Annotated in this window: 15 protein-coding genes; all 15 read right to left on the reverse strand. The window is 59.2% G+C overall.

Translation table 11 applies throughout. The annotated features are described in order from the left end of the window. Window positions 1-3,231 carry a transporter substrate-binding domain-containing protein gene (locus CKW14_RS04770; RefSeq protein ID WP_095124834.1) on the reverse strand — a complete coding sequence of 1,077 codons (3,231 nt, stop codon included), beginning with the start codon at window positions 3,229-3,231 and terminating at the stop codon, window positions 1-3. 10 nt (window positions 3,232-3,241) lie between these two features. Next, complete coding sequence (locus CKW14_RS04775; protein WP_095047677.1) at window positions 3,242-3,868, reverse strand: response regulator transcription factor; 627 nt, start codon at window positions 3,866-3,868, stop codon at window positions 3,242-3,244. Window positions 3,869-4,003: 135 nt separating this feature from the next. Next, entirely contained in the window at window positions 4,004-4,447 is a 444-nt protein-coding gene (locus tag CKW14_RS04780) for a chemotaxis protein CheY (protein WP_095047678.1), read from the reverse strand. Between the two features lie 89 nt (window positions 4,448-4,536). Continuing rightward, window positions 4,537-5,745, reverse strand: a complete 1,209-nt coding sequence (locus tag CKW14_RS04785) for an EAL domain-containing protein (protein ID WP_176471256.1) — start codon at window positions 5,743-5,745, stop codon at window positions 4,537-4,539. A gap of 73 nt (window positions 5,746-5,818) precedes the next feature. Further along, a complete protein-coding gene (locus CKW14_RS04790) occupies window positions 5,819-6,229 on the reverse strand; it encodes a hypothetical protein (protein ID WP_095047679.1) in 411 nt (136 codons plus the stop codon). A 167-nt stretch (window positions 6,230-6,396) separates the two neighbouring features. Next, window positions 6,397-8,571: an autotransporter outer membrane beta-barrel domain-containing protein gene (locus CKW14_RS04795; RefSeq protein ID WP_095124836.1), complete on the reverse strand. Its 2,175-nt coding sequence runs from the start codon at window positions 8,569-8,571 to the stop codon at window positions 6,397-6,399. A 230-nt stretch (window positions 8,572-8,801) separates the two neighbouring features. Continuing rightward, entirely contained in the window at window positions 8,802-9,575 is a 774-nt protein-coding gene (locus tag CKW14_RS04800) for an OmpA family protein (RefSeq protein WP_095124838.1), read from the reverse strand. Window positions 9,576-9,585: 10 nt separating this feature from the next. Then, window positions 9,586-9,999 (reverse strand): DUF4398 domain-containing protein, encoded by a 414-nt coding sequence (locus CKW14_RS04805; protein ID WP_245398035.1) that lies wholly within the window; start codon window positions 9,997-9,999, stop codon window positions 9,586-9,588. Between the two features lie 130 nt (window positions 10,000-10,129). Further along, the gene (locus tag CKW14_RS04810; protein ID WP_256587180.1) at window positions 10,130-13,765 is read right to left on the reverse strand and encodes a transporter substrate-binding domain-containing protein; all 3,636 of its coding nucleotides are present in this window, start codon (window positions 13,763-13,765) and stop codon (window positions 10,130-10,132) included. Next, complete coding sequence (locus tag CKW14_RS04815) at window positions 13,766-14,392, reverse strand: response regulator transcription factor (protein WP_093431991.1); 627 nt, start codon at window positions 14,390-14,392, stop codon at window positions 13,766-13,768. Window positions 14,393-14,542: 150 nt separating this feature from the next. Then, window positions 14,543-15,730: an EAL domain-containing protein gene (locus CKW14_RS04820; RefSeq protein ID WP_095124840.1), complete on the reverse strand. Its 1,188-nt coding sequence runs from the start codon at window positions 15,728-15,730 to the stop codon at window positions 14,543-14,545. A gap of 115 nt (window positions 15,731-15,845) precedes the next feature. Beyond that, complete coding sequence (locus tag CKW14_RS04825; protein ID WP_245398033.1) at window positions 15,846-16,868, reverse strand: fimbrial protein; 1,023 nt, start codon at window positions 16,866-16,868, stop codon at window positions 15,846-15,848. Further along, entirely contained in the window at window positions 16,865-17,599 is a 735-nt protein-coding gene (locus tag CKW14_RS04830; RefSeq protein ID WP_095047683.1) for a molecular chaperone, read from the reverse strand. Before CKW14_RS04830 ends, CKW14_RS04825 begins: the two co-directional genes overlap by 4 nt. A 29-nt stretch (window positions 17,600-17,628) precedes the next feature. Then, window positions 17,629-20,010 (reverse strand): fimbria/pilus outer membrane usher protein, encoded by a 2,382-nt coding sequence (locus CKW14_RS04835; protein ID WP_245398032.1) that lies wholly within the window; start codon window positions 20,008-20,010, stop codon window positions 17,629-17,631. A 147-nt stretch (window positions 20,011-20,157) separates the two neighbouring features. Beyond that, entirely contained in the window at window positions 20,158-20,691 is a 534-nt protein-coding gene (locus tag CKW14_RS04840) for a fimbrial protein (protein WP_095047684.1), read from the reverse strand. Window positions 20,692-20,856: the final 165 nt, after the last annotated feature.

A 20,856-nucleotide genomic window follows, 5' to 3' on the forward strand; every position in this document is an offset into this window, starting at 1 on the left:
TCAGATTTGCAAGCGTTGCGCGAGTCCGGCCATGGCCTTGCGCAACGTCTCGCTCGCCACGTCCAGCGGCGCCGCGTGCGTCTCGCGACACGCCTGCTCGAGCGCTACACATGCCGCCACCACCCGCGCCGCGCCGACCATCTGCGCCCCACCCTTGATGTGATGCGCCAGCTCGCGCAACCCTGCGCGATCCTGCTCCTGCTGCAAAAGCTCCAGACGTTGCAGATCGAGGCGCACGCTGTTCAACACTTCCTTGCGCAACTGTTCGATCAAGGCACGATCATCCCCAGCCATTTGCTCCAGCGTGCTCAGGTCGATTTCCGTCAGCGCGGCCACCTCGCCGGGGTCCACCGTCTTCTCGCAATGACTGGCAGCCGTCAACGCCTGCGCCAGGTCGTGCAAGCGGATCGGTTTGAACAGGCATTCGTCCATGCCGGCATTCAGGCAGCGCGTCCTTTCCTCAGCTTGCGCATTGGCGGTAAAGCCGAGGATCAGACAAGGCTTGCGGCCGGCATGCGACTCGGCATCGCGGATGGCCCGCGCCAGTTGGTAACCGTTGCGCCGCGGCATGTTGCAATCGGTGATCACCACATCGAACGCCTGCGCCCGCCACTGCTTCAGGCCTTCATCACCGTTCTCGGTGTCGACGGTGCGATGGCCGAGTTCACTCAACTGCCAGCACAACAGCAATCGGTTCACCGGATGATCGTCCACCACCAGAACACTCAGTGAAGCCGTTACCGCAAGCGCTGCTTGCGGAGCACTTGGCGCGCGAGCCAGAGCAGCCAACAACGGCAGTTCAAGACTGACTTCGACGCGTGTGCCTTCACCCGGTGCACTGTCAAGCCGCAGCGTACCGCCCATCATTTCACAGAGGTTGCGACTGATGACCAGCCCCAGCCCGGAACCACTGCGGGCTGATTGCGAGTCATGGCTCGCCTGCACGAAAGGGTTGAACAGCCGTCGTCGGTCGTCGGCGTTAATCCCCACCCCGCTGTCTTCAATAAGCACTTTCACACTCAGGCGTTCCGCCGTCGCGGTGGTCACCGTCAGCCGTAGACTGACCTCGCCCTCCTCGGTGAACTTGATCGCGTTGCTCAACAGATTCGACAGCACTTGTTTGAAGCGCGTCGGATCAATCAGCACGTCAATGTTGCTGCGGGCATCAAGTTCGATGTGCCACAACAAGCGCTTCTGCCGCGCCAGCCCTTCAAACACTCGACACACCGACACCACCTGCTCACGCAGGTTGGCACGCTCAGGCACGAGGGACAAATGCCCGGTCTCGATCCGCGCGATGTCGAGGATGTCGCCGATCAACGCCAGCAACTGTTGCCCGGCGTTGGATGCCACCTGAATCGCCAAGCGATCGGTCACGCCTTCCTCGGCGCGCTTCAAGGCCAGTTCGAGCATGCCGATCAAGGCGTTCATCGGCGTGCGAATTTCATGGCTCATGGTCGCCAGAAACGTGGTCTTGGCGCGATTGGCATCATCTGCCACGTCCTTGGCTTCCTGCAATTGCTGCAACCATTGCTGGCGCCGGCGAATCTGTTGGCGTTGAAAAACGATCCAGGCCAGCGCAAGCGCCAGCAACACCGCCGCACCGGCAAAACCGAGGAGAATCTCGCGACGATGGCGTAACCAATAACTGTCTTCCACCACCACATCGTGGCTCCAGCGCTCTACCAGTTCGTCCATCTGTGGCGGGGCGATGCTCAACAACGCCTTGTTCAGGATCGAATGCAATGCCGTCATCTGCGGTGCCGTCGCCAACGCAATGCGCGCCGGTTGATCGCCGATGGTGCCGGTAATGCGCAGACGCTCACGGTAGTGACGTGCGATCAGAAAGCGCGCCACCAGCAATGAACTCACCGTGGCATCGACCTGACCCTTGGCAATCAACGCCACGCCTTCAGCGGGGCTTTTGACTTCGACCAGACGGATGCGCGGCACGCGGCTTAACAGGTAAGCACGTAACGGATGGCCGCGATAAATCGCCAGCCGTTTATCGGCCAGATCATCGAGGTTGAGCGGTCCCTGCGCGGTGATTGCGCTGACCAGCACAAACGGATTATTCAGGTAGGCACGGGTAAATTGCAGTTCGGCTTCGCGCTCGCTGCTCGGTGTCACCACCGGCAATACATCCAGTTCACCGGCCTTGAGCTGTTCGATCTGCCGATCCAGCGACGTCCCGCGCACGATCTCGAAGTTCAACCCGCTGCGCTGGCTGATCAGACTCAGCAGTTGCGCCGACAGTCCGCTGAAACGGCCATCGGCATCAAAAAATGTCAGCGGCGCGAAATCTTCGATGGCTCCAACTCGGACAACTGGATGCTGGTCCAGCCATTCCTGCTCATTCGCACTGAGCTGCACCCGCGACTGTTCAGCCATATCGGCGAGGCCGACGCTCCAGCGTAGCTCGATGCGCTGGCGCCGCTCCATGGGGATGGCCGTCAATGCCTTGTCGACGATGCGTTTGAGGCGCCCATCGCTGCGCAACAGCGCGAAGCCGAACGAATTGGCGTCCAGCCCGGCCGGACCGGCCAATTGCAGGTCGTTACGATAATTGGTGTTGATCAGGTAGTTGGCACTGATGAAGTCGCCCAGATAAACATCGTCCGCGCCGAAGGCCACCGCACCGAGCGCATCCATCGCCGACGGGTAACGCTGCACACTTGCCCGGGGATAAAACGCCTGCACGCTGGCCAGAGGCAGATAGTCCTCGACCATGGCCAGGCGCTTGCCGGCCAGATCGGTGGGCAATTGTTCATCGAGTCGAGTCACCAGCATCGGCTGATCTTCGGCGTAGGCACGGGACAGGATGAAGGCCGGGTCGGCGGCTTCAAAACTGTTGGAGGTCCCCAGCAGATCGAGATCGCCGCGTTTGAGTGCCGCCATCACGGCATCGCGGTTGGCGAAACGGCGGACTTCGATGCGCACGCCGAGCAACTGCCCCAGCAGGTCGGCGTAATCGGCGGTCAGCCCTTCGAGTTCCTGTTGATTACGGGTGATCTCGAACGGCGGGTAATCCGGCCCGGAAATGCCCATGCGCAACACCGGATGCTGACGCAGCCATTGCCGGTCCTGTTCATCCAGGCGCAGCTGGACATTTTCCAGTCCGGTACGGGTCAGCACTTGCAGCACCTGCGGCGTGTCGCTTGCCCAACAGGTGGCCATCAGCGTCAGCCACAGCCACAGCCACAGCCAGACAATCCGGCGCCCCTGCCTCATGTCTGTCCGCTCAGATCACATGATTGCGCTTGGCGAAATCGCGCAAGTGTACCGCTGAGTTCACCCCGAGTTTTTTCATCAGACGGGTCTTATAGGTGCTGACGGTTTTGTGACTCAGGTGCATGTCCTCAGCAATCGCCTTGTTGGACTTGCCCCGCCCCAGTTGCGCGAAAATGCTCAACTCACGGTCGGAGAGCTGCTCGATCATCTGTTTTTCCGTGATCTGCACGGCATTCAGCGTACTGAAATGGTCCGGGAGCGCAGAGAAAAAGGTATGCCCCGACACCACCGCCCGGATGGCATTGCGCAACTGCTCCAACTGATTGGTTTTGGTCACGTAGGCCATGGCCCCGGCGCGCACACAGCGTTCCTGATAGAACATCGGCTCGTGTGTACTGAACACCAGCACTCGACAATGAAGATCATTGGCCTTGATCCGGGCCAGCACCTCCAGCCCGCCGAGCACTGGCAGATTCAGGTCGAGGATCACCAATTGAGGCTTGTGTTCACGAATAAGCGAGATCACCTCGTTGCCTTGGGACGCCTCGTAGATCTGCTTGAATCCTTCGGCTTGCAACACGATCCGGATGGCGGCACGCACCACCGGATGATCGTCGACGATCAGCGCTAACTTCATGGCCACTCCCGGTGCAAAGACTGACGGTCAGGCCACCGATGGGGGCTGATCCAGACTCAGTGGCTGCACAGGGACTGTTGCATGGAACGGGGAGCAAAGCACCTGTCAGGTCTGACAGTTGCGGCCGGGGACTTTTTATGCATGCGCAACGTACTGCATCAGCGGGTGTGGCTTGTGAGCGGCCGGTTTACCTGGTTTTGCGGGCACATCGACCAGCGCCATCAACTGACTGATCGACTGTTTTGAAGGCAACGTCAAATGACTGATCTGCACATTCTCCTGAGCGAACCCCGAGGTCTGTTGCAACGGCGCCGTGCCTTCGTTATAGATCAACGCCTGACGAATCTGCGGGTTATCAAGGAAAAACCCCAGCAGATCCAGCGAACGCGCCGCCAGTTCGGCATTGATGACCACCACATCGAACGGCTCACAACCGTAGTCCACCAGCGTCAACAGCTCAGTGAGGCTTTGCACCGGGGCCACGCGGTAGTAATCGAGGCTGTTGAACAGACGCTCGATTTTCATCCGGTGGAAATGCTGCGAATCTGCTATCAGGATGCGCAGGGCTTTATTGATCATGCTCAATCTCCCGGTGTCACGGTTTTTGGGTGCGGCAAGACTACGCAAGCCACACGACAGGATCTGTAGGACTTTTCCTAAAAGAAGGTTCACTCATCCAAGTCACGCCGATCACTGTGCTGCTGCAACCAAAGCAACAGATCAGCCCCGGACATCGGCCGCGCATACCAATAGCCCTGCCCTTGGGAACACCCCAATGCCAACAGTTCACGGCGCTGTGCATCGGTCTCGATCCCTTCGATCACCACGCTCATGCCGAGGGTTTCACCCAACGCCAGTGTGCTGCTGATCGCCGCCCGGCATCGCGGTTCGTGCTCAAGATTGCGGATGAATTCGGCGTCGAGCTTGATCTCGTTGAACGGCAACTGACACAAGCGCTGCAAAGATGAGAAGCCGGCGCCGAAGTCATCGATCGATAGACGACAGCCCATCATTCGCAGGCGGACGAGGCTTTCCAGGCTGGTGGCCGGCGCTTCTAGCAGACCGCTTTCGGTCAGTTCGAAAGTCAGGCCTGCACCGCAAGCGCCGTGGTGCGCCAGAAGGTTCTTCAACGTGGTCGTGAGCTGCGCATTGGCCAACTGCACAGCGTGCAGATTGAACGCAACATTCAGGAAAACTCCCTGTGCACGGGCACTTCGTTGCACGCCCAGTGCCTGCTCGATCTGCGCAAACAGTAGCTCGTCGAGCAACCCGCAACGCTCCAGTACAGGCATGAACAAAGCGGGCGAAAGGATGCCGTGGGTCGGATGGAGCCAGCGGCATAGCACCTCTACACCACAGACCTCACCGGTCTGCAGGTTGAATTTGGGCTGATACCAGGCCTGCAATTGCTGCTGCGCCAACGCCTGACGAACCGATGCCTCACTGGCCAGCGTCACGGCAGCGGCCGTGGGTTGCGCCAGAGCAGGCCTGTCGAGGGATTTGCTCAGCAGATTCGCCAGCACTTGCACATGCAAAGGCTTGCCTACATCGCCCAGCAGTTCCAGGCCAAGCAACGCCACCATCTGATGCACCGCACGACGTAGGTCTGCCGACAGCGAACTACTGATGATCACCGACTTGACCTGCCCCGAGGCCCCCACCCGCTGCAGAAACTCCAGCCCGTCCATCCCCTCCATCTGCAAATCGCACAGGGCGACATCGACGGTACCGACTTCCTGCAAGAGCGCCAGCGCCTGAGCTCCGTCACTGGCCTCGAAGATTTCGCGACAACCCAGCGTACGCAGCATGTTGACCGCCACCGAGCGCTGGAACGCATGGTCTTCCAACACCAACACACGCAGCGGCAGAGCAGGCACGGCGATTGAGTCGTCGATGCCGGGAGCATGGTGTGTCGTGGCCAATCGCGTATTCGACTCGCCAGCAGAGATCTCAACGGTTGTGGGATTGTTCATGAACATCGAGGTGCTCCAGCAAAGGGCCAAGGGTTTGCCGGTCCGGGGTACGGATCAGCATCAACTGTCGTCGGTGGTTGGCATAAATCGTCTGAGCCTGCGGCTGGCCGCGAACGGTGTCATGAATCACGCCGTGGCGAATCTGTGCATTGCTTGCAAAGAACCGCACCCAATCCACGCCAGTGGCGGCGATCAACCCCGCGTTGATGATCATCAGGTCAAAGTGCTGGAAGGGCTCGCTGGAGTAATGGGTCACGCCCAACAACTCACGAAACGAGTGCACCCGCGTCAGTTCGCGACAGCCCAGTTCTTTAAAGGTCTTGCCGATTCGGGCGTGCAACGCAGGCTCCTCGTCGGCAATCAGAATTCGCCAGCTTTTGTAGGACATTGGTTTCGACAGAGGTAGAAAAGGTCGCCGCTCGCGGCGTAAGAGGCGACACACTAGGCAAAACAGTCGTCAAAGCATGTAGGACGAGTCTGAAAAAACACCAAGAAATCTCCGACACCCTTTGAAGAACAACGCCACGTCGGAAGGATCCGACGTGGCAACCCGCCTCACCAAAGGTAGCGATACCCCAGGCTCACTCCGAATGGCTGTTCGATGCCATTGCCCTTGGCGTACTCGGCATCCAGCGAGATCTTGCTTTTCTCACTGACCTGCAATACGCCGCCGAAGCCGAGTTCGACGCGGTTGCCCGGCAGCTCGGCATCGAGTTTGTTGCCATTGACGCTGACCTTGCTGCTGCCGGCATGCTCGGTGATGTACGACGCTTTGACATACGGTTGGGCCTTCATGCCATTGCTCAGCTCCAGGCTGCGACCGAACAGCGAACCGACACGGCTTTGCAGTGAATCCAGATCATCGGACTTGACGCGCAGGCCGTTGCTGGCGGTGTAACTGGCCCCTTGGGTGCGGGTCGCAGTGATTTCCAGTTGCGGCTCGACGAACCAGCCATCCTTCAGATTGATGCGCTTGCCAACCTCGATATCAGCACCGACACCATTAGTGCTGTAGGAACCTTTTACCGCTTGCCCCAGATTGTTCGGCGTTTTGATGTCCGTATCGAAACGGCTGTACTTCAGGACGCTGTCAACGTAGACGCCATTGTCATTGAGGTAAGTGGCGTAAATGCCGAACATGCGGCTGTCGATATCGCCCGACGCCCCTTCACCGAAATCCAGATCGGAACGCGCAGTACCGACCATGCCACCGACATAAATCTTGCCGCTGTCCACTGCGAAAGCCTTGTCGGCACCGATTTCCAGACCGCTGACGTCCTGGGAATAGGCGCGGCTGGAATGCTCGCTCACATCGAAACGCTTGCCGATGGCGCGGGTCCAGAGCCCCCCGTCATCCTCGCCCATGCGCAACTCGCCGAGGCGCTTGACCAGAGCGTTCATCTGCGCGTTCCACAGGCTGGCGCCGGCGGTGTGCGCGGCGATGGCGGCGTTGGCCCCTTTGGACAGGTTTTCCGGCGCCGGGTCGATCGGGCGCGGCGGTGGCGTCACAGGGCCCACCGGATCCACTGGATTGACCGGATCAACTGGCGTCACTGGCTCCACAGGATTGCCGGGGTCTACTGGCGTCTCTGGATCCACCGGCGTTACCGGATCAACCGGAATCGCTCCCCCGCTCGCCAGTACCCAGTCATCACCCTGTTGGCGCAAGGTATAGCGGAATGCACCCGCATCGACGTGGCCGCCATACAGGGCGAATTTCGCGCTGCCGCCGTTCGTATCGACCAACAGCAAGCGGCCATCGGAGGTCGTCGGTTCATTACCGCTATCGCCGACGATCAACGTGTGATCACCACTGGCCATGCCGGCGCCTTGCACGATCAGCAAATCATCACGCTGATTGGCGATATCGGTATTCATCAAAATGCTGCCGCTACCGGAAAGAGCATTGACCGTAAGCGTCTTGAACGTACCGTCGCTGCCCGGCGCGAATGCCAGACGCCCGCCATTGAGGGTCAGCGAGTCCACCGTGTTCACGCCGTTCTCCATGACATTCACCGTGCCACCTGCGTCTGCCACAAGGCCATTGGCTTGGGCACCCGTGTAGAGATTGACCTGACCACCGTTGCTGACCGTACTGTTATTGGCCGTGCCAGTGGCGTACACGCTTTGGGTACCACCCTGCACGCGCGTGTCATTGGCCACCGCCCCGCCGACCAGGCCACGGCGCAGGGTTTGCTCACCGCCTGCGTTAATCACGCTGCCGTTAGCCACCGCCATGTTGATCAGGTTTTGCGTACCGCCAGCACCGACCTGGCTATCGTTGGCAATCGCCATGATATCCAGCGTCTGTACGCTGCCCGCATTGATCAGCGTGCGGTTGGCCGTGGAACGAGTGACGGTCTGCTGACTGGCATTGAGCACGGTGTCATTGGCAATACCGCTGGTGCCCACCATCTGTGAGCCGCCGTTATTGACCACCGTGCCATGGCTGACGCCACTGAGAACGTTTTGTGTCGCACTGTCTACTACGGTGTCGTAGGTCACACCGTTCTGAAATACGCTCTGCGTCCCACTACCGCTGACCGTGGTGCGATGGGCCGTGCCGTTGGTTCCGATCGATTGCACGCCGGTGGTAACGCTTTCGTCATAAATCACTGCCCCGCCATTGACTGAAGAGGTATAGGCACTGGCGTGCAGTGGCAGCAAAAACGCAATGGCGACGGCCACGGCGACAGGGTTGCGCTGGAACAACGGGGAACGGGTTTTCATCAACAGAACCTCACGTGCGCCCTCTTGGGCAACGGCGTAAATAGAGTTGAGTCAGAACCTTTGAGGGAACCGGTTCGCACTCGGGGAACCGGCAATTTAGAGAATCGAAGGGACTTTCTGAGTAGGATTTTTCCTTGTCTTTGTAGGAAATTTCCCAAGAACATTGATCGGTCTTGACCCATGCTCAGATGCAAGAAAGCGAGCCCGTTGCAGGCTCGCTTGATCGCTCATCAGCCGCGTGCACCGACCACGCTTGAACCGTAAGAGATGATGACCTCCACCCGACGGTTGAGCTGACGGGAGCGAGCATTGCCGTTATCGGCAATCGGAAATTGCTTGCCGTAGCCTTTGGTGATCAGCCGATCAGCGCCGATGCCCATTTGCTTGAGCGCGAAAGCCACGGCGTCTGCGCGCCGCTCCGACAGACGCTGATTGAAATCGTCACCGCCGACATCGTCGGTAAACCCTTCGATGCGCACCTTGCGTTCAGGGTTGGCCGCCAGATACTGCGCCAGTTGTTCGAAGTTGCGCTGGCTGCCGTACTTGAGATCGGCCTTGCCGGTGTCGAACAGCACATCGCCGAAGGTCACGACTTCCCCGCGCTGGGTTTTCTGCGCTTTCATCGCTTGCAGCGCCTTGAGCTGCTGAGTGCGCACGTCGAGTTGCACCTGGGTACGCTCGGCGTCGATTTTCTTCAGACCCGCCTCGGCTTGGCGGCCGGCAATGGTCTGCTCGGCCAGGGCGATTTTCTGGCTGGCCAGATAGGCCAATTGATCGACTTGCGGTGCCTGGCGGTCCTTCTGCGACGCCTGGTCGGCCGCGTTCAACGCCGTAAAGGCAGACTTGGTTTCAATAGCTGCGAGGGTGTTGGCTTCCGGCTTGTTTTGCAGCGCCGCGAACTGTTCGCGGGCTTGCAGCAGTTGCGGGTTTTCAGGCGGCGTGGCGCAACCGGCCAGTGTCAGAGCGATCAGCGAAGCGATGGGCAACAGTTTGAAATTCGACATGAACAAGTCCTTATTGAGCGCTGGCTGGCGGATTGAAACCGGTGACCGGGTCTTGCAGCATTTCCTGCTTGAGCACCTCAATGCCATTGCGCGCGTCAGCCAATTGTTTCTGCCATTTCACAGCGCGCGATTTACGTTCGGCGAGGTTGGCATCGGCTTCGATCTGTTCGGCCAACAACTTGGCTTGCGGGTAATTTTTCTCACCGAGGGCGCGTTCCATCTGGAACATCTTGTCTTGCGCTGCCTTCATTTCCAACGGTGCGTATTGGGTTGCTTCGGCCGACACCGCACGGTTGACCGCGTCCTTGGACAAGCTGATCTGTTGCTCTGGAAGCGGCGCGCTGGCGCAGGCACTCAACGCCGCAGCGACGGCCAGTCCACAGACGGCCAATCGTGCACGGGAAGACATACGTGGAAGGGTCATCAACAGCTCCAAATGTTAACCAGTGAAGTGAGCTCGGCTGTATGCCGAGACCACCGCACGTTAGCGACAGAGAGCCAGTGACGAATGTAGGAAAATTCGCAAGAACGACAGGGAAAATGGAAATAGATTGCTACGCCAGACGCTCATCCAGTTGTGCCGCCAAACGCTCCATCGATTGCTGCAAGGCATCCACCGCTTCGGTCAGAACCTGCGTGTCGAGACCTTCGCTGGCAACTTCCAGCGCTTCACAAGCCTGGATCAGTGAGTGCGCCTTGATAATGCGTGCGCCGCCCTTGACCCGGTGGGCCAGATTAGCGAGCCCGGGCATGTCGTGCTGGGTAAACAGGCGCATCAGTTTGGCCATGTCCTGCGCATTGCTCGTGGCCAGATCGCTCAACAGACTGTTGATCGACGCGCGGTCGCCACGGGTCAATTGTTCGAGGCTGCCCAGATCGATGTCACCGATGCCGACATCGCCGGGCTCGTCTTCAGTCGGTGAACGAGGCCGTGGAACGACTGCGGCCAGACGCAGATTCAGATCCCTGAGGCTGATCGGTTTGAACAGGCAATCGTCCATGCCGGCCTCTGCGCAACGATCCTTCTCCTCGGCCAGCGCATTGGCGGTAAACCCCAACACCAGGCTGCGCGCCAATCCTCGCGTCGCCTCTTCATCGCGGATCGCCCGGGCCAGTTCGTAACCATTCATGATCGGCATGTTGCAGTCGGTGATGACCACGTCGAACGTCTGATTGCGCCAGGCACGCAGACCATGGGCGCCGTCCTCGGCATCCGTCACCCGGTGGCCCAGATAACTCAACTGCTGCGACAGCAGCAGACGGTTGGCCGGGTAATCGTCAATCACCAGAATATTCAGACAGTGACTGGCCTGCAGTGCCACGTTTTCCTCGACCGGCGCGGCGTCCAGAGGATCGAGTGTCGGTAGATTCAACCGCACCTCGATCTGCGTGCCCTGCCCCAACTCGCTGGTCAGCGTGAGGCTGCCGCCCATCATTTCGCACAAGGTGCGACTGATCATCAGCCCCAGCCCGGAGCCGCCCTGGGCCGACTGACCATGGTTGGCAGCCTGGGAAAACGGCGTGAACAATTGCGCCTGATCCACAAGCGAGATGCCGCGCCCACTGTCGGTCACGCGCAAGCAAAGGCGCAGTCGATCATCACTGCCGGTCTCGACCTGCACGCTCAATACCACCTTGCCCACATCGGTGAACTTGATCGCATTGCTCAACAGGTTCGACAACACTTGCTTGAAACGCAGCGGATCGATCAACACGTCGACGTTGCTCAGGGCGTCCAGATCCAGTTGCAGACGCAACTGTTTCTGGCGCGCCAGGCCTTCAAAAATGCGCGCAACCGATTCAATCAGTTCACGCAGATTGGCGCGTTCCGGCGCCAGCGACAGGCGCCCGGACTCGATCCGTGCAATATCGAGAATGTCGCCAATCAGGTCCAGCAAGCCCCGCGCTGCGCCCGAGGCCACTTCAACGGCAAAGCGATCCAGCACACCTTGATCGGCCTTTTTCAGCGCCAGTTCGAGCATGCCGATGATGGCGTTCATCGGCGTCCGAATTTCATGGCTCATGGTTGCCAGGAACGTGGTTTTGGCGCGGTTGGCGTCATCGGCAACATCTTTGGCGATTTGCAGTTCCTGCAACAGATGCTGACGCTCGCTGACATCGATCCAGCCAGCGATCATGCCGGTGACGGCACCATCGCTGCCACGGTATGGCAGCATCCAATGATAGATGGTCAGCGCGCGGCCGTCCGCCAGATTCAGGCTGCGGTCCTGGATGCTCGGCAAGCCGTCCTCCATCACCCGTAGATAATCATCCTGAAACGTCTGTGCTTGCTGCATATCGCTGAGCACGCCGTCCGTGACCAACTTGCCGATGACCGCTTCGCGCTCGGTGCCAAACACTTGCAGATAACCACTGTTGCAGATCACCAGGCGACCTTCGCGATCGCGCACGTAGATCGGATGCGGCGTGCCGTCGATCAGCACGCGCATGAACTCCATCTGATCGTTCAGCGCGATTTCCGCCTGACGGCGCTTGCGCATCAACAGACGCAGATAAGCGATCCAGCCCAGCGCCACCAACAGCAACACGCCGGCGATCACGAAGCCCTGGATGATCATGCCGCGATTGCGCAGCCAATAACTGTCATTCACCACCACTTCGCTGCGCCAGCGGTTGGTCAGCTCATCCATTTCCTCCGGGCTGATGCTCAACAGGGCCTTGTCGAGAATCGAGTACAGCTCCAGCGCACCGCGACTGGTGGCCAGTGCGATGCGTGCAGGCTGGGTGCCGACGGTACTGGTGACCTGCAATTTGTCGCGGTACTGACGCGAGATCGTGTAGCGGGCACTGACCAGTGAGTTGATCGCGCCGTCGACCTCTCCCAGCGCGACCATCTCCATGGCTTCGGCAGCATTGTCCGCCGGCACCAACTGCACATTGGGGTATTGCTCGACGAGGTATTCACGCAAGACATTGCCGCGAATCAGCGCCAGACGTTTGCCGGCCAGTTGATCGAGCGTCTGCGGCTCGTCGCCACGGCGCATGACCAACACGAACGGATTGATCAGGTACGGCCGGGTAAAGCGCAGTTCGCCTTCGCGCTCAGTACTCGGGGTGAAAGCGGCGAGCATGTCGGCCTTGCCGCTGGTCACCTCGCCGATCAGGTCGCCCACCGAATCTACGCGCTGCATATCGAATTGCAGACCCGTGCGCAGGCTGATCTTGGCCAGCACGTCAGCGCTGATGCCGCGAAAGTTTCCGGCCTGATCGACAAAGGTCAACGGCAGAAAGTTTTCGTTGATCGCGACTTTGATACGCGGATGGTGATCCAGCCAACGCTGTTCGTTCACGCTGAAATGCAGCCGATGCTGGCCGGGAATGGCCACCCCGCCGACACTCCAGCGGCGCCGGATGCTCATACGCTCTTCCGCAGGAATAACCTTCAACGCCGCATCGAGAATGTGCAACAACCGGGTGTTTTCCCGGGTCACGGCAAAACTGAAGGGCTGGGTTTCCATGCGCGAAAAATCGCTGAGCTGAACGTTGTTGAGGTAGTTCTTCTTGACCAGGTAATTGGAGCTGAGCAGGTCGCCCAGATAGACGTCAGCCTGACCGAACGCCACGGCACCGATCGCCGTCAGTGTCGAGGGATACAGTTGCACGTCGGCTTTTGGGTAAAACGCCTTGACCGTTTCCGGTGGCAGGTAGTGATAGAGCATCGCCACCCGTTTGCCCGCCAGGTCTTCCGGCAGGTTTTGACTCTCATCGATGCGCGTCACCAGGGTCGGGTTATCGTCAGCGTAAGGCGAAGAGATTGCCAGTTCGGGATCCGCCGCCTCAAAACCGTTAGCGGTGCCGATCATATCGATCTGGCCGTGCTTCAGCGCCGTCAGCAGATCGCCGCGCGAGGCGTAGCGCCGGACCTCGACCGTGACGTGCAGCAATTGTTCGATCAGTTGTGCGTAATCGGCCGTCAGGCCTTCGTAATCATTGCCGTTGCCGGTGATCGCAAAAGGCGCGTAATCAGGGCTGCTGTCGCCGAGCAACAGACGCCCCTTACGGCGCAACCAGCTCCAGTCCGGCTCATCGAGTGGCACGGCATACTCGTCGACATCCGAGCGACCGAGCAATTGCAATGTATCGGGCTGCGTCGCGGCCATGGCCTGCAGCAACGACATTGAGCCGAACAGTGCCAGACCGGCCAGGCAATTTCTGACGAAAATAATCATCTAGAGCAGGTTGTTACGCTTGGCAAAATCGGCGAGGTACACCACCGACTTGACGTTGAGTTTCTCAATCAGCCGCGTCTTGTAAGTGCTGACAGTTTTGTTGCTTAACAGCATGGCTTCGCCGATTTCCTTGTTGCTCAAACCCTTGGCCAGTTGCTGCAGGATCGTCAACTCGCGATCAGACAGACTTTGAATCAGTTCCAGATCGGTGGCCTGCGCATCGCTGCGGCGCACCGAGCTACTGGCCAGATTGGGGAAGAAGGTATAGCCGTCCATCACCACCTTGATGGCTTTGACCAACTCGTCGAGGTCGTTGGTTTTCGACATGTATCCGGCTGCGCCAGCCTTCATGCAGCGCATGGAATAGAACTGTGCCGACTGCGACGTCAGCACCAGGACCTTGCAAGACAGGTTCAGCGCGCGGATACGCGAGATCACCTCCAGGCCGTCGAGCTTGGGCATGGCGATGTCCAGAATGATCAGGTCGGGGGTATGTTCGCGGGCCAGCTGCACAGCATCGGCGCCATTGTCCGCTTCCGCGACGACTTCGAAATGTTCCTGTTTCAACAGCATCTTGACCGCAGAGCGAATGAACGGGTGATCGTCCACGATGATCGCTTTCAACATAAAAACCCCTGTAAGACGTTGATCAACTACTTGGCAACGCCACAAATAACAATGGGACAGCAGTCCAGATGCTCCACGTGCAGAACATACACGAGCACCACAGAATTGTAGGAAAATTCTTGGAAAACACCGCACAGCACCGCACAACGATCAGCGCTCGCCCTCTGGCTTCTCCAGCCATTGCAGCAAGTCATGTCCGCTCATGGGACGGGACAGGTAATAACCCTGACCCATTTCGCACTCCAGCTCGCGCACATGCTCAAGCACCTTTGGGCTGCTGATGCCTTCGATCACCAGATCCATTCCTAACGAACGAGCCAGCACCCTCGTACTGGCGACCATCGCCCGGTTGCGTTGACGGTCGAGGTGCTGGACAAAACGGCCATCGAGTTTTATCTGGGTGAACGGTAACTGGCACATCAGCTTCAACGAGGAAAACCCGACACCGAAGTCGTCGACCGCTAATCCGCAGCCGAGCAGGCGCAAACGCAACAAGTTCTCCTGCGTGCCGGGCGGGCAATCGAGCAAACCGTTCTCCGCCAGTTCGAGCATCAGAACCGATCCGTTGAACCCGTGCCGCTCCAGCGCCCGTTTGATGTGTTCCACCAGAGCACTATGGGTCAGTTGCGAGGCATGCAGATTGAACGCCAACTGCAAGGCCACACCACGATGACGCAAAATGTCCAGCAGGTTCAGGCCCTGCTCAAGCAACTGTTTGAACATCTGGTCGGTCAAGTCATACGCCAGCACGGCGGAGAGAAAGTCGCAAGGCAACAGCGTCCCGCGCGCGGGATGCTGCCAACGCACCAGCGCTTCCACGCCGATCACCGCACCGCTGTGTAATTGAAACTGCGGCTGAAACCACGCCCGAAACTCACCCAGCGCCAGCCCGCGGCGCACTTCATCTTCGTGGGGCAACTCTTTGCTCGGTGGCGCCAGCACTGGCGGGATCCGCCCGTGTTTATAGCGATACAACAGGCGGTTCAACGCACGCAGCTGCACCGGCCGGCTCAGCACTCCGAGCAATTGCAGACCGCCCAGCGAGGCCATTTGCCCCAAGGTACGCGCCAGCTCCGGGGGGAGTTCACTGCACAGCAACACCGCGCGCACCATACCGCTGTGGCTGGCAACACGGAGGAATTCCAGGCAATCGAGGCCCCGGTCAGTGAGGTCGCAGATCACGATATCGACCCCGCCCTGCAGGTGCATCTGCACCATGGCCTGCTCGGCATCCGGTGCTTGCAACACGTCACGCACGCTCAGGCGTTGCAACATCCTGACCAGCACGTTGCGGGCAAACTCATGATTTTCCAGCACCAGAATACGTGGGGAGGTCATCTTCCTTTAATCACTCAATTGACCCGGGAGACCGGATAGTGGCCTGCGCCAGCAGGGTTGAACGCAGGACTTATCCTGCGTCAATGTAGGAAATTTCCCAGAAGCTAATGCGTCATCAGTAGTAAACGATCTGCACAACCATGATCGCTTCGAACGGTCCGACCTCGGGATTGCCCAGCGACACCACCGACGCGCTGAACGGCACATCGATATGGCTGACGTCCGCCGGAAAATTCGCCAGAGGGAAAGGCTCGTTGATCTGCACCAGATTGTTGTGGGCATCGCGCACCTGAATGCCGAACTGACTATCGGCGGATGGCAAGATGTTGTAGAGGCCCTGTTGGTGGGTGGTCACAAACGTCGCACCGATGTTGATCGCGCTGCTGCACTTTTTCTCCAGGGCCAGGTTGAAGGGGCCGGTCGGATTGGGTGGGGAAAAACCGGTGGTGGTTTTCTGGATCACGCCAAAGTCGACAATGCCCGGCTCCGGCGTCACCGTGACGTCGACTGTGCACGCAGTGCCGACAATGTTCTGCAACCCGGAGAGTTGAAAACGGAAGTTGCCCGCCGGGTTGCTCGGCCCGCCATTCAAGCCATAGAGACCGTCGAACTGGAACACGTCGTAGGTGTCTTGCGAGGGACGCTGCAAGGGCAACAATCCGCGTTTGCGGATCACCACCTGAAACGCAATGCTGGGCGTCACCCGTGAACACGCGAGCATGTCAGCGCCGCTGGTCGCGTCCGGGCAACCACGGGATACGAATCCGCTGTTCACGCCCTGGGTCGGGTTGGAGCTCCAGTCGCCGTCCCAGGCTGTCACGCCGCGATACACCAGACCGAATTCGATGCCCCACGGGGTGGCATTGAGTCCTGCCGGGTTGCCATAGAAGTAGATCGGATCGTCTTCCCTGAAGTGCAGATCGAAGAGTTTCCAGCAGTCGGCCGGCACCACATGGGTTTTCGAGCGCCAGATGATCGTGCCGTCCGGCACGGTGTCCGGCACCGACACCGGGCCAATGTATTCGCTCAGGTAGCTGCCGCCGTCCAGCGACTTGCAGACCATCGCCGAAGCCAACTGCGACGCGCCCAGCAGCACTGCGGCCGCGGCCAGCCGGGTCAGCGTAGAGAACAGGCTCACGGTCTCACGCCTTTGCAGACGTTCGCCACGCAGTTGAACAGCGTGTCGGACTGGCCACCAAAGTCATTCATGTTCGACACCCGCAAGGTGCTGAACGCGGTGTTGCTCAGGGCAAAGCGCGCATTGCCGCGTGGCGCGATCATCACCGTATCGATCGGCATTCTGGTTTTTTCCGGGCCGGCCAGCAGCCCGACCACAGTGATGTGAAACGGTGTCGGGTTATCGACAATCAGCTGTTTCGCTGCCGGGTCGATTTTCAGGTTCAGGCCCAGCGCGAGGTCTTCACCACGCTCACGCTTCACCGCTGCCGGGCGATAGAACAATTTGATCTTCGACTGCAAGGCGATCTGCATCGAGTTGACGGCCTGGCTCTTCGGCGGAATCTCGCGAATGTTCAAATAGAACACTGACTCGCGGTCAGCCGGCAGGGCCAGTTCGGGCAATTTCACGATACGCAGCACACTGCTTTCGTTCGGCTCGATGCGCTGCAGCGGTGGCAGGACCATGAACGGTGAGGTGACTTTCTGGCCACTCTCGTTTTCGATCCACGACTGCACAATGAATGGCAGCTGCGGGTTTTTGTTGCTGACTGTGACGCTGACCGATGGTGCACTTTCCTCGAACACCAGCCGGGTGCGATCCGGCACCACAGCGGCGCTGGCCAACAGCGGCAGACTAAGGCCCGCGGCCAGAAACAGACGGTGAGCAGTAAACAAGGCAAAACGAGACATGATGACTCCGGGTTCATTGGAAGACGCGGTTACAGACACTGGGCAGGCTTGGCGATATTGCTCACCACGTCCTCCTCAGGGAGTTTGGCCAGACTGCATTGGCCGGCGTCATCCCAACGCGCTACCAGTTCAGCCCCAACCTTGATGCCCAACAGATAAGTGACGCCCGCCTCGCCGACGATGCCCACCTCCCGGTTGGTGTTCTTGTCCTGCACCGATGCGCCGAAAGGCACCGGCTTACCGTCGTTGCGGGTCAATACGACAAATGCGTTGCGGCCCTGCCCTGTGGCGAAATTGACGTAGCCGATGGCCCCCTCGGTCAGCGCCAGACGCTGGATCGGGTTGGACACTTCGGTGTTGAGCGGCAGTTTTTCGACGTTGACCCGCGCTTCGTAAGCCTGAAACGAGGGCAAGCCATCCATCACCGCATAGCCGTCCCGGTTGGTGCGGGTCTGCCCGGTGAAGGCCACGTCCGGTACGCCATCGGTGGACACCAGCAGGCGCGTATCGCCATTGGTGCCATTGCCATGGGCCGAGACCCCATAACGGGTGGCGACCAGTGAGCTGTCGAGTTCGCCGGTCAGCGAGCGATAGGTGCTGCCATCGGTGGAGGCCGACGCGTTGGCGCGGTAACTCGAAGCGCGTTTACCGACATAGGCGTTGACGTAGCGGTTGTCGCCAACGCCGCCATACACCTGATAGTTCACGCCTTCGCCGTCGTCATGGCTGTAGCCGACACTGGCGGACGAATCGCCGGAGCCCGAGCGCTGCAGGTTACTGGAGGCCATCGAATTGCCCCCCAGTGGCACCGTCACACCGAGGTAGATCTGCGAGTCATTCTGCCGACTGTTTTGCGTCTGGTAAGCCGACAGGTTTGCGGTGATGTTCTTGACGTTGCCAAGGGAAAAACTGCGCGCCACGGTCATGCCGAAACGATCGGCTGCCGGCGCGTCCCAATAAGTCGAATGGTCGTAGGAAAAACTCGTCGATAACCAGGAAAAATGCTTGGCCAGGGTCACCGAATAACGTTGCTTGCCCGAGTTCATCGCATAGGAATCAGCATCGCCGACAAACTGCGAAAAGTTGGTGAAGGTCTTGTCGGAAAAGCGATAACCCAGAAACCGCAGGTCGGTGCCAATGGCGTCAAAACGCTTGGAATAGTTGATTCTGTAAGAGTTGCCGGCCACGGTTTCGCCGTTCCAGCGCAGCTTCGCCCGAGACGTGGTGACATCACCAGACACTGCGCCGAATACGCCAAGGTCCTTGCCGATACCGATGGCATTCGACTGATAACCCGAGGCAGCTAGCACGCCACCGTAGATCGTCCAGTCCCTTGGCAGACCATAGGCCGCTTCCGAGGCGACAAACTCAGGCTCTGTGCCGCCGTTACCGGTCAGGCGCGGCTGGCCGGCGGAAACCTTGTAACGCAACTCGCCTTCACGGGACAGAAACGGAACTGCGGCGGTGGCTACGGTAAACGTTTGTTCGCTGCCATCCTCTTCGCGCACGGTCACATCCAGTGTGCCTTGCACGCTGCTGTTGAGATCCTGAAGGCTGAACGCACCCGGTGTCACCGTGGTCGAGTACAACACACGACCCTGCTGGGATACGGTGACGGTCGCGTTGGTACGCGCCACGCCACTGATCAGCGGCGCATAACCGCGCAGGTTCGGCGGCAACATGCGGTCATCGCTGCTCAGGGTCGCTCCGCGCAGGGCAAAGGTGTCGAACACATCGGAGTTCAGATAGTCCTCACCGACCGACAGCTTCGAACGTATCGATGGCAACGCGCGATAGGCGTACAAGCGGTTCAACTGGAACGCTTCGCCGTGGGGATCATTATTCTGGCTACCTGACTCTTGCCGCGCCTGATAATCGGCGCGGATGCGCCAGGCATCGAGGTTGACCCCGGCCGTGCCATAGCTTTGCAATGAACGCGAATCGCCGGACGGCGTATTGGTTTCGCGGCTGTTGGCGATCACTCGGTAATCAAGCAACGCGCCGTTGAGCCCGTCGCTCCAGGCGGCAGGCGGAATGTAGTTGGGATCGTCATACTCGAACGAGGCCTGCGGCAGGCTGATCGACAGACGTCCAAGGTTTTTCATGTACTTGATCGAGGCATTTTCAATGCCACGCAAATCCACACATTGCCCCTCAGCCAGACGCGGCAGGCTTTTGAGCAACGCAGGCTTGAGACCAAAGGTCGCCACCAGGTCTTCGGGCAGACAGGCGTAACTTTCTTGCGGGTTGGCGCCGCTCTTGAACTCGATCGAACGTGAACCGAAATAACGCTGATTGACGGTGATATCCAGCAAGTAACGACCGGGCACAGTGTATTGGGCGTGGGCAAACTGTCCGAGACTGATATCGTCGTTTTTATCGATATTCAGGAACTCCGAATTAAACTCCACAGCGTTTGAATAACGCGCACAGGAGATCAACACGCAAGACACGAAAAGTTTTCGGCCGTACACGGGAAATAGCCTTTATCAGAACTTTGACGGAAAAGAAAAAAGGGGTTTTCACCCCTTTCTCTTACAACGTGCGATACCGAGGTATCAGTTGTAGGCCACGGTGAAGTTCGCAACGCTGTCTGCTTCACCGGTGGTGACGGTCGCAGCGGTGGCTTCATACATGGCGGCGAAGGTCACGGTGTTGTTGCCGTTTTGCAGCACAACCGGAGCGACCTGCTCGGTGCCGTTATCGAGCATTTCGCCAGCGCTGGCCTGCAGACGGATGCCGACGTTCTGCGCCAGACCGGTAGTGGCGAACAGGCCCGGAACCGCTGGATCCTGCACACCGCTGAAGGTGAAGCGGGCGTTCTTCTGGGTGGTGGTGTCGCAGTCGGTCAGGATGATGTCGAACTTGGTCGGCGTCGAACGATCACCGATCGCCTTGAACTGGTTCGATGGCACCTGACCCAGGGAAACGGTCTGGTCCAGAGAGCTGGCGTCGATACCGCAGGCGCCGGATACGATTTCACCAATGAAACGTACGGTGCCAGGGTTGCCGGAAGCCGGCGTCGCAGCATTGGCGAAAGAAGCGAGACCCATGACAACGGTAGCGGCGGTAACAGCGACGATCTTTTTCATTTTTTACATCTCTTGGGATAGTTGTTTATTCGGCCCAGCGGCCTGGCTCTCCCAATTACTCATCAGCGACAACAGGCTTGCTCGCTGTAGCGAACAACCTTCATCACGGAATCTGCAACGAATGGTTCCCCCCTCTTTCCGGCCATTCCCTGCCGAACTTTCCAG

It is taken from the genome of Pseudomonas sp. Irchel s3a12 (genome assembly GCF_900187485.1).
Taxonomy (GTDB): domain Bacteria; phylum Pseudomonadota; class Gammaproteobacteria; order Pseudomonadales; family Pseudomonadaceae; genus Aquipseudomonas; species Aquipseudomonas neuropathica.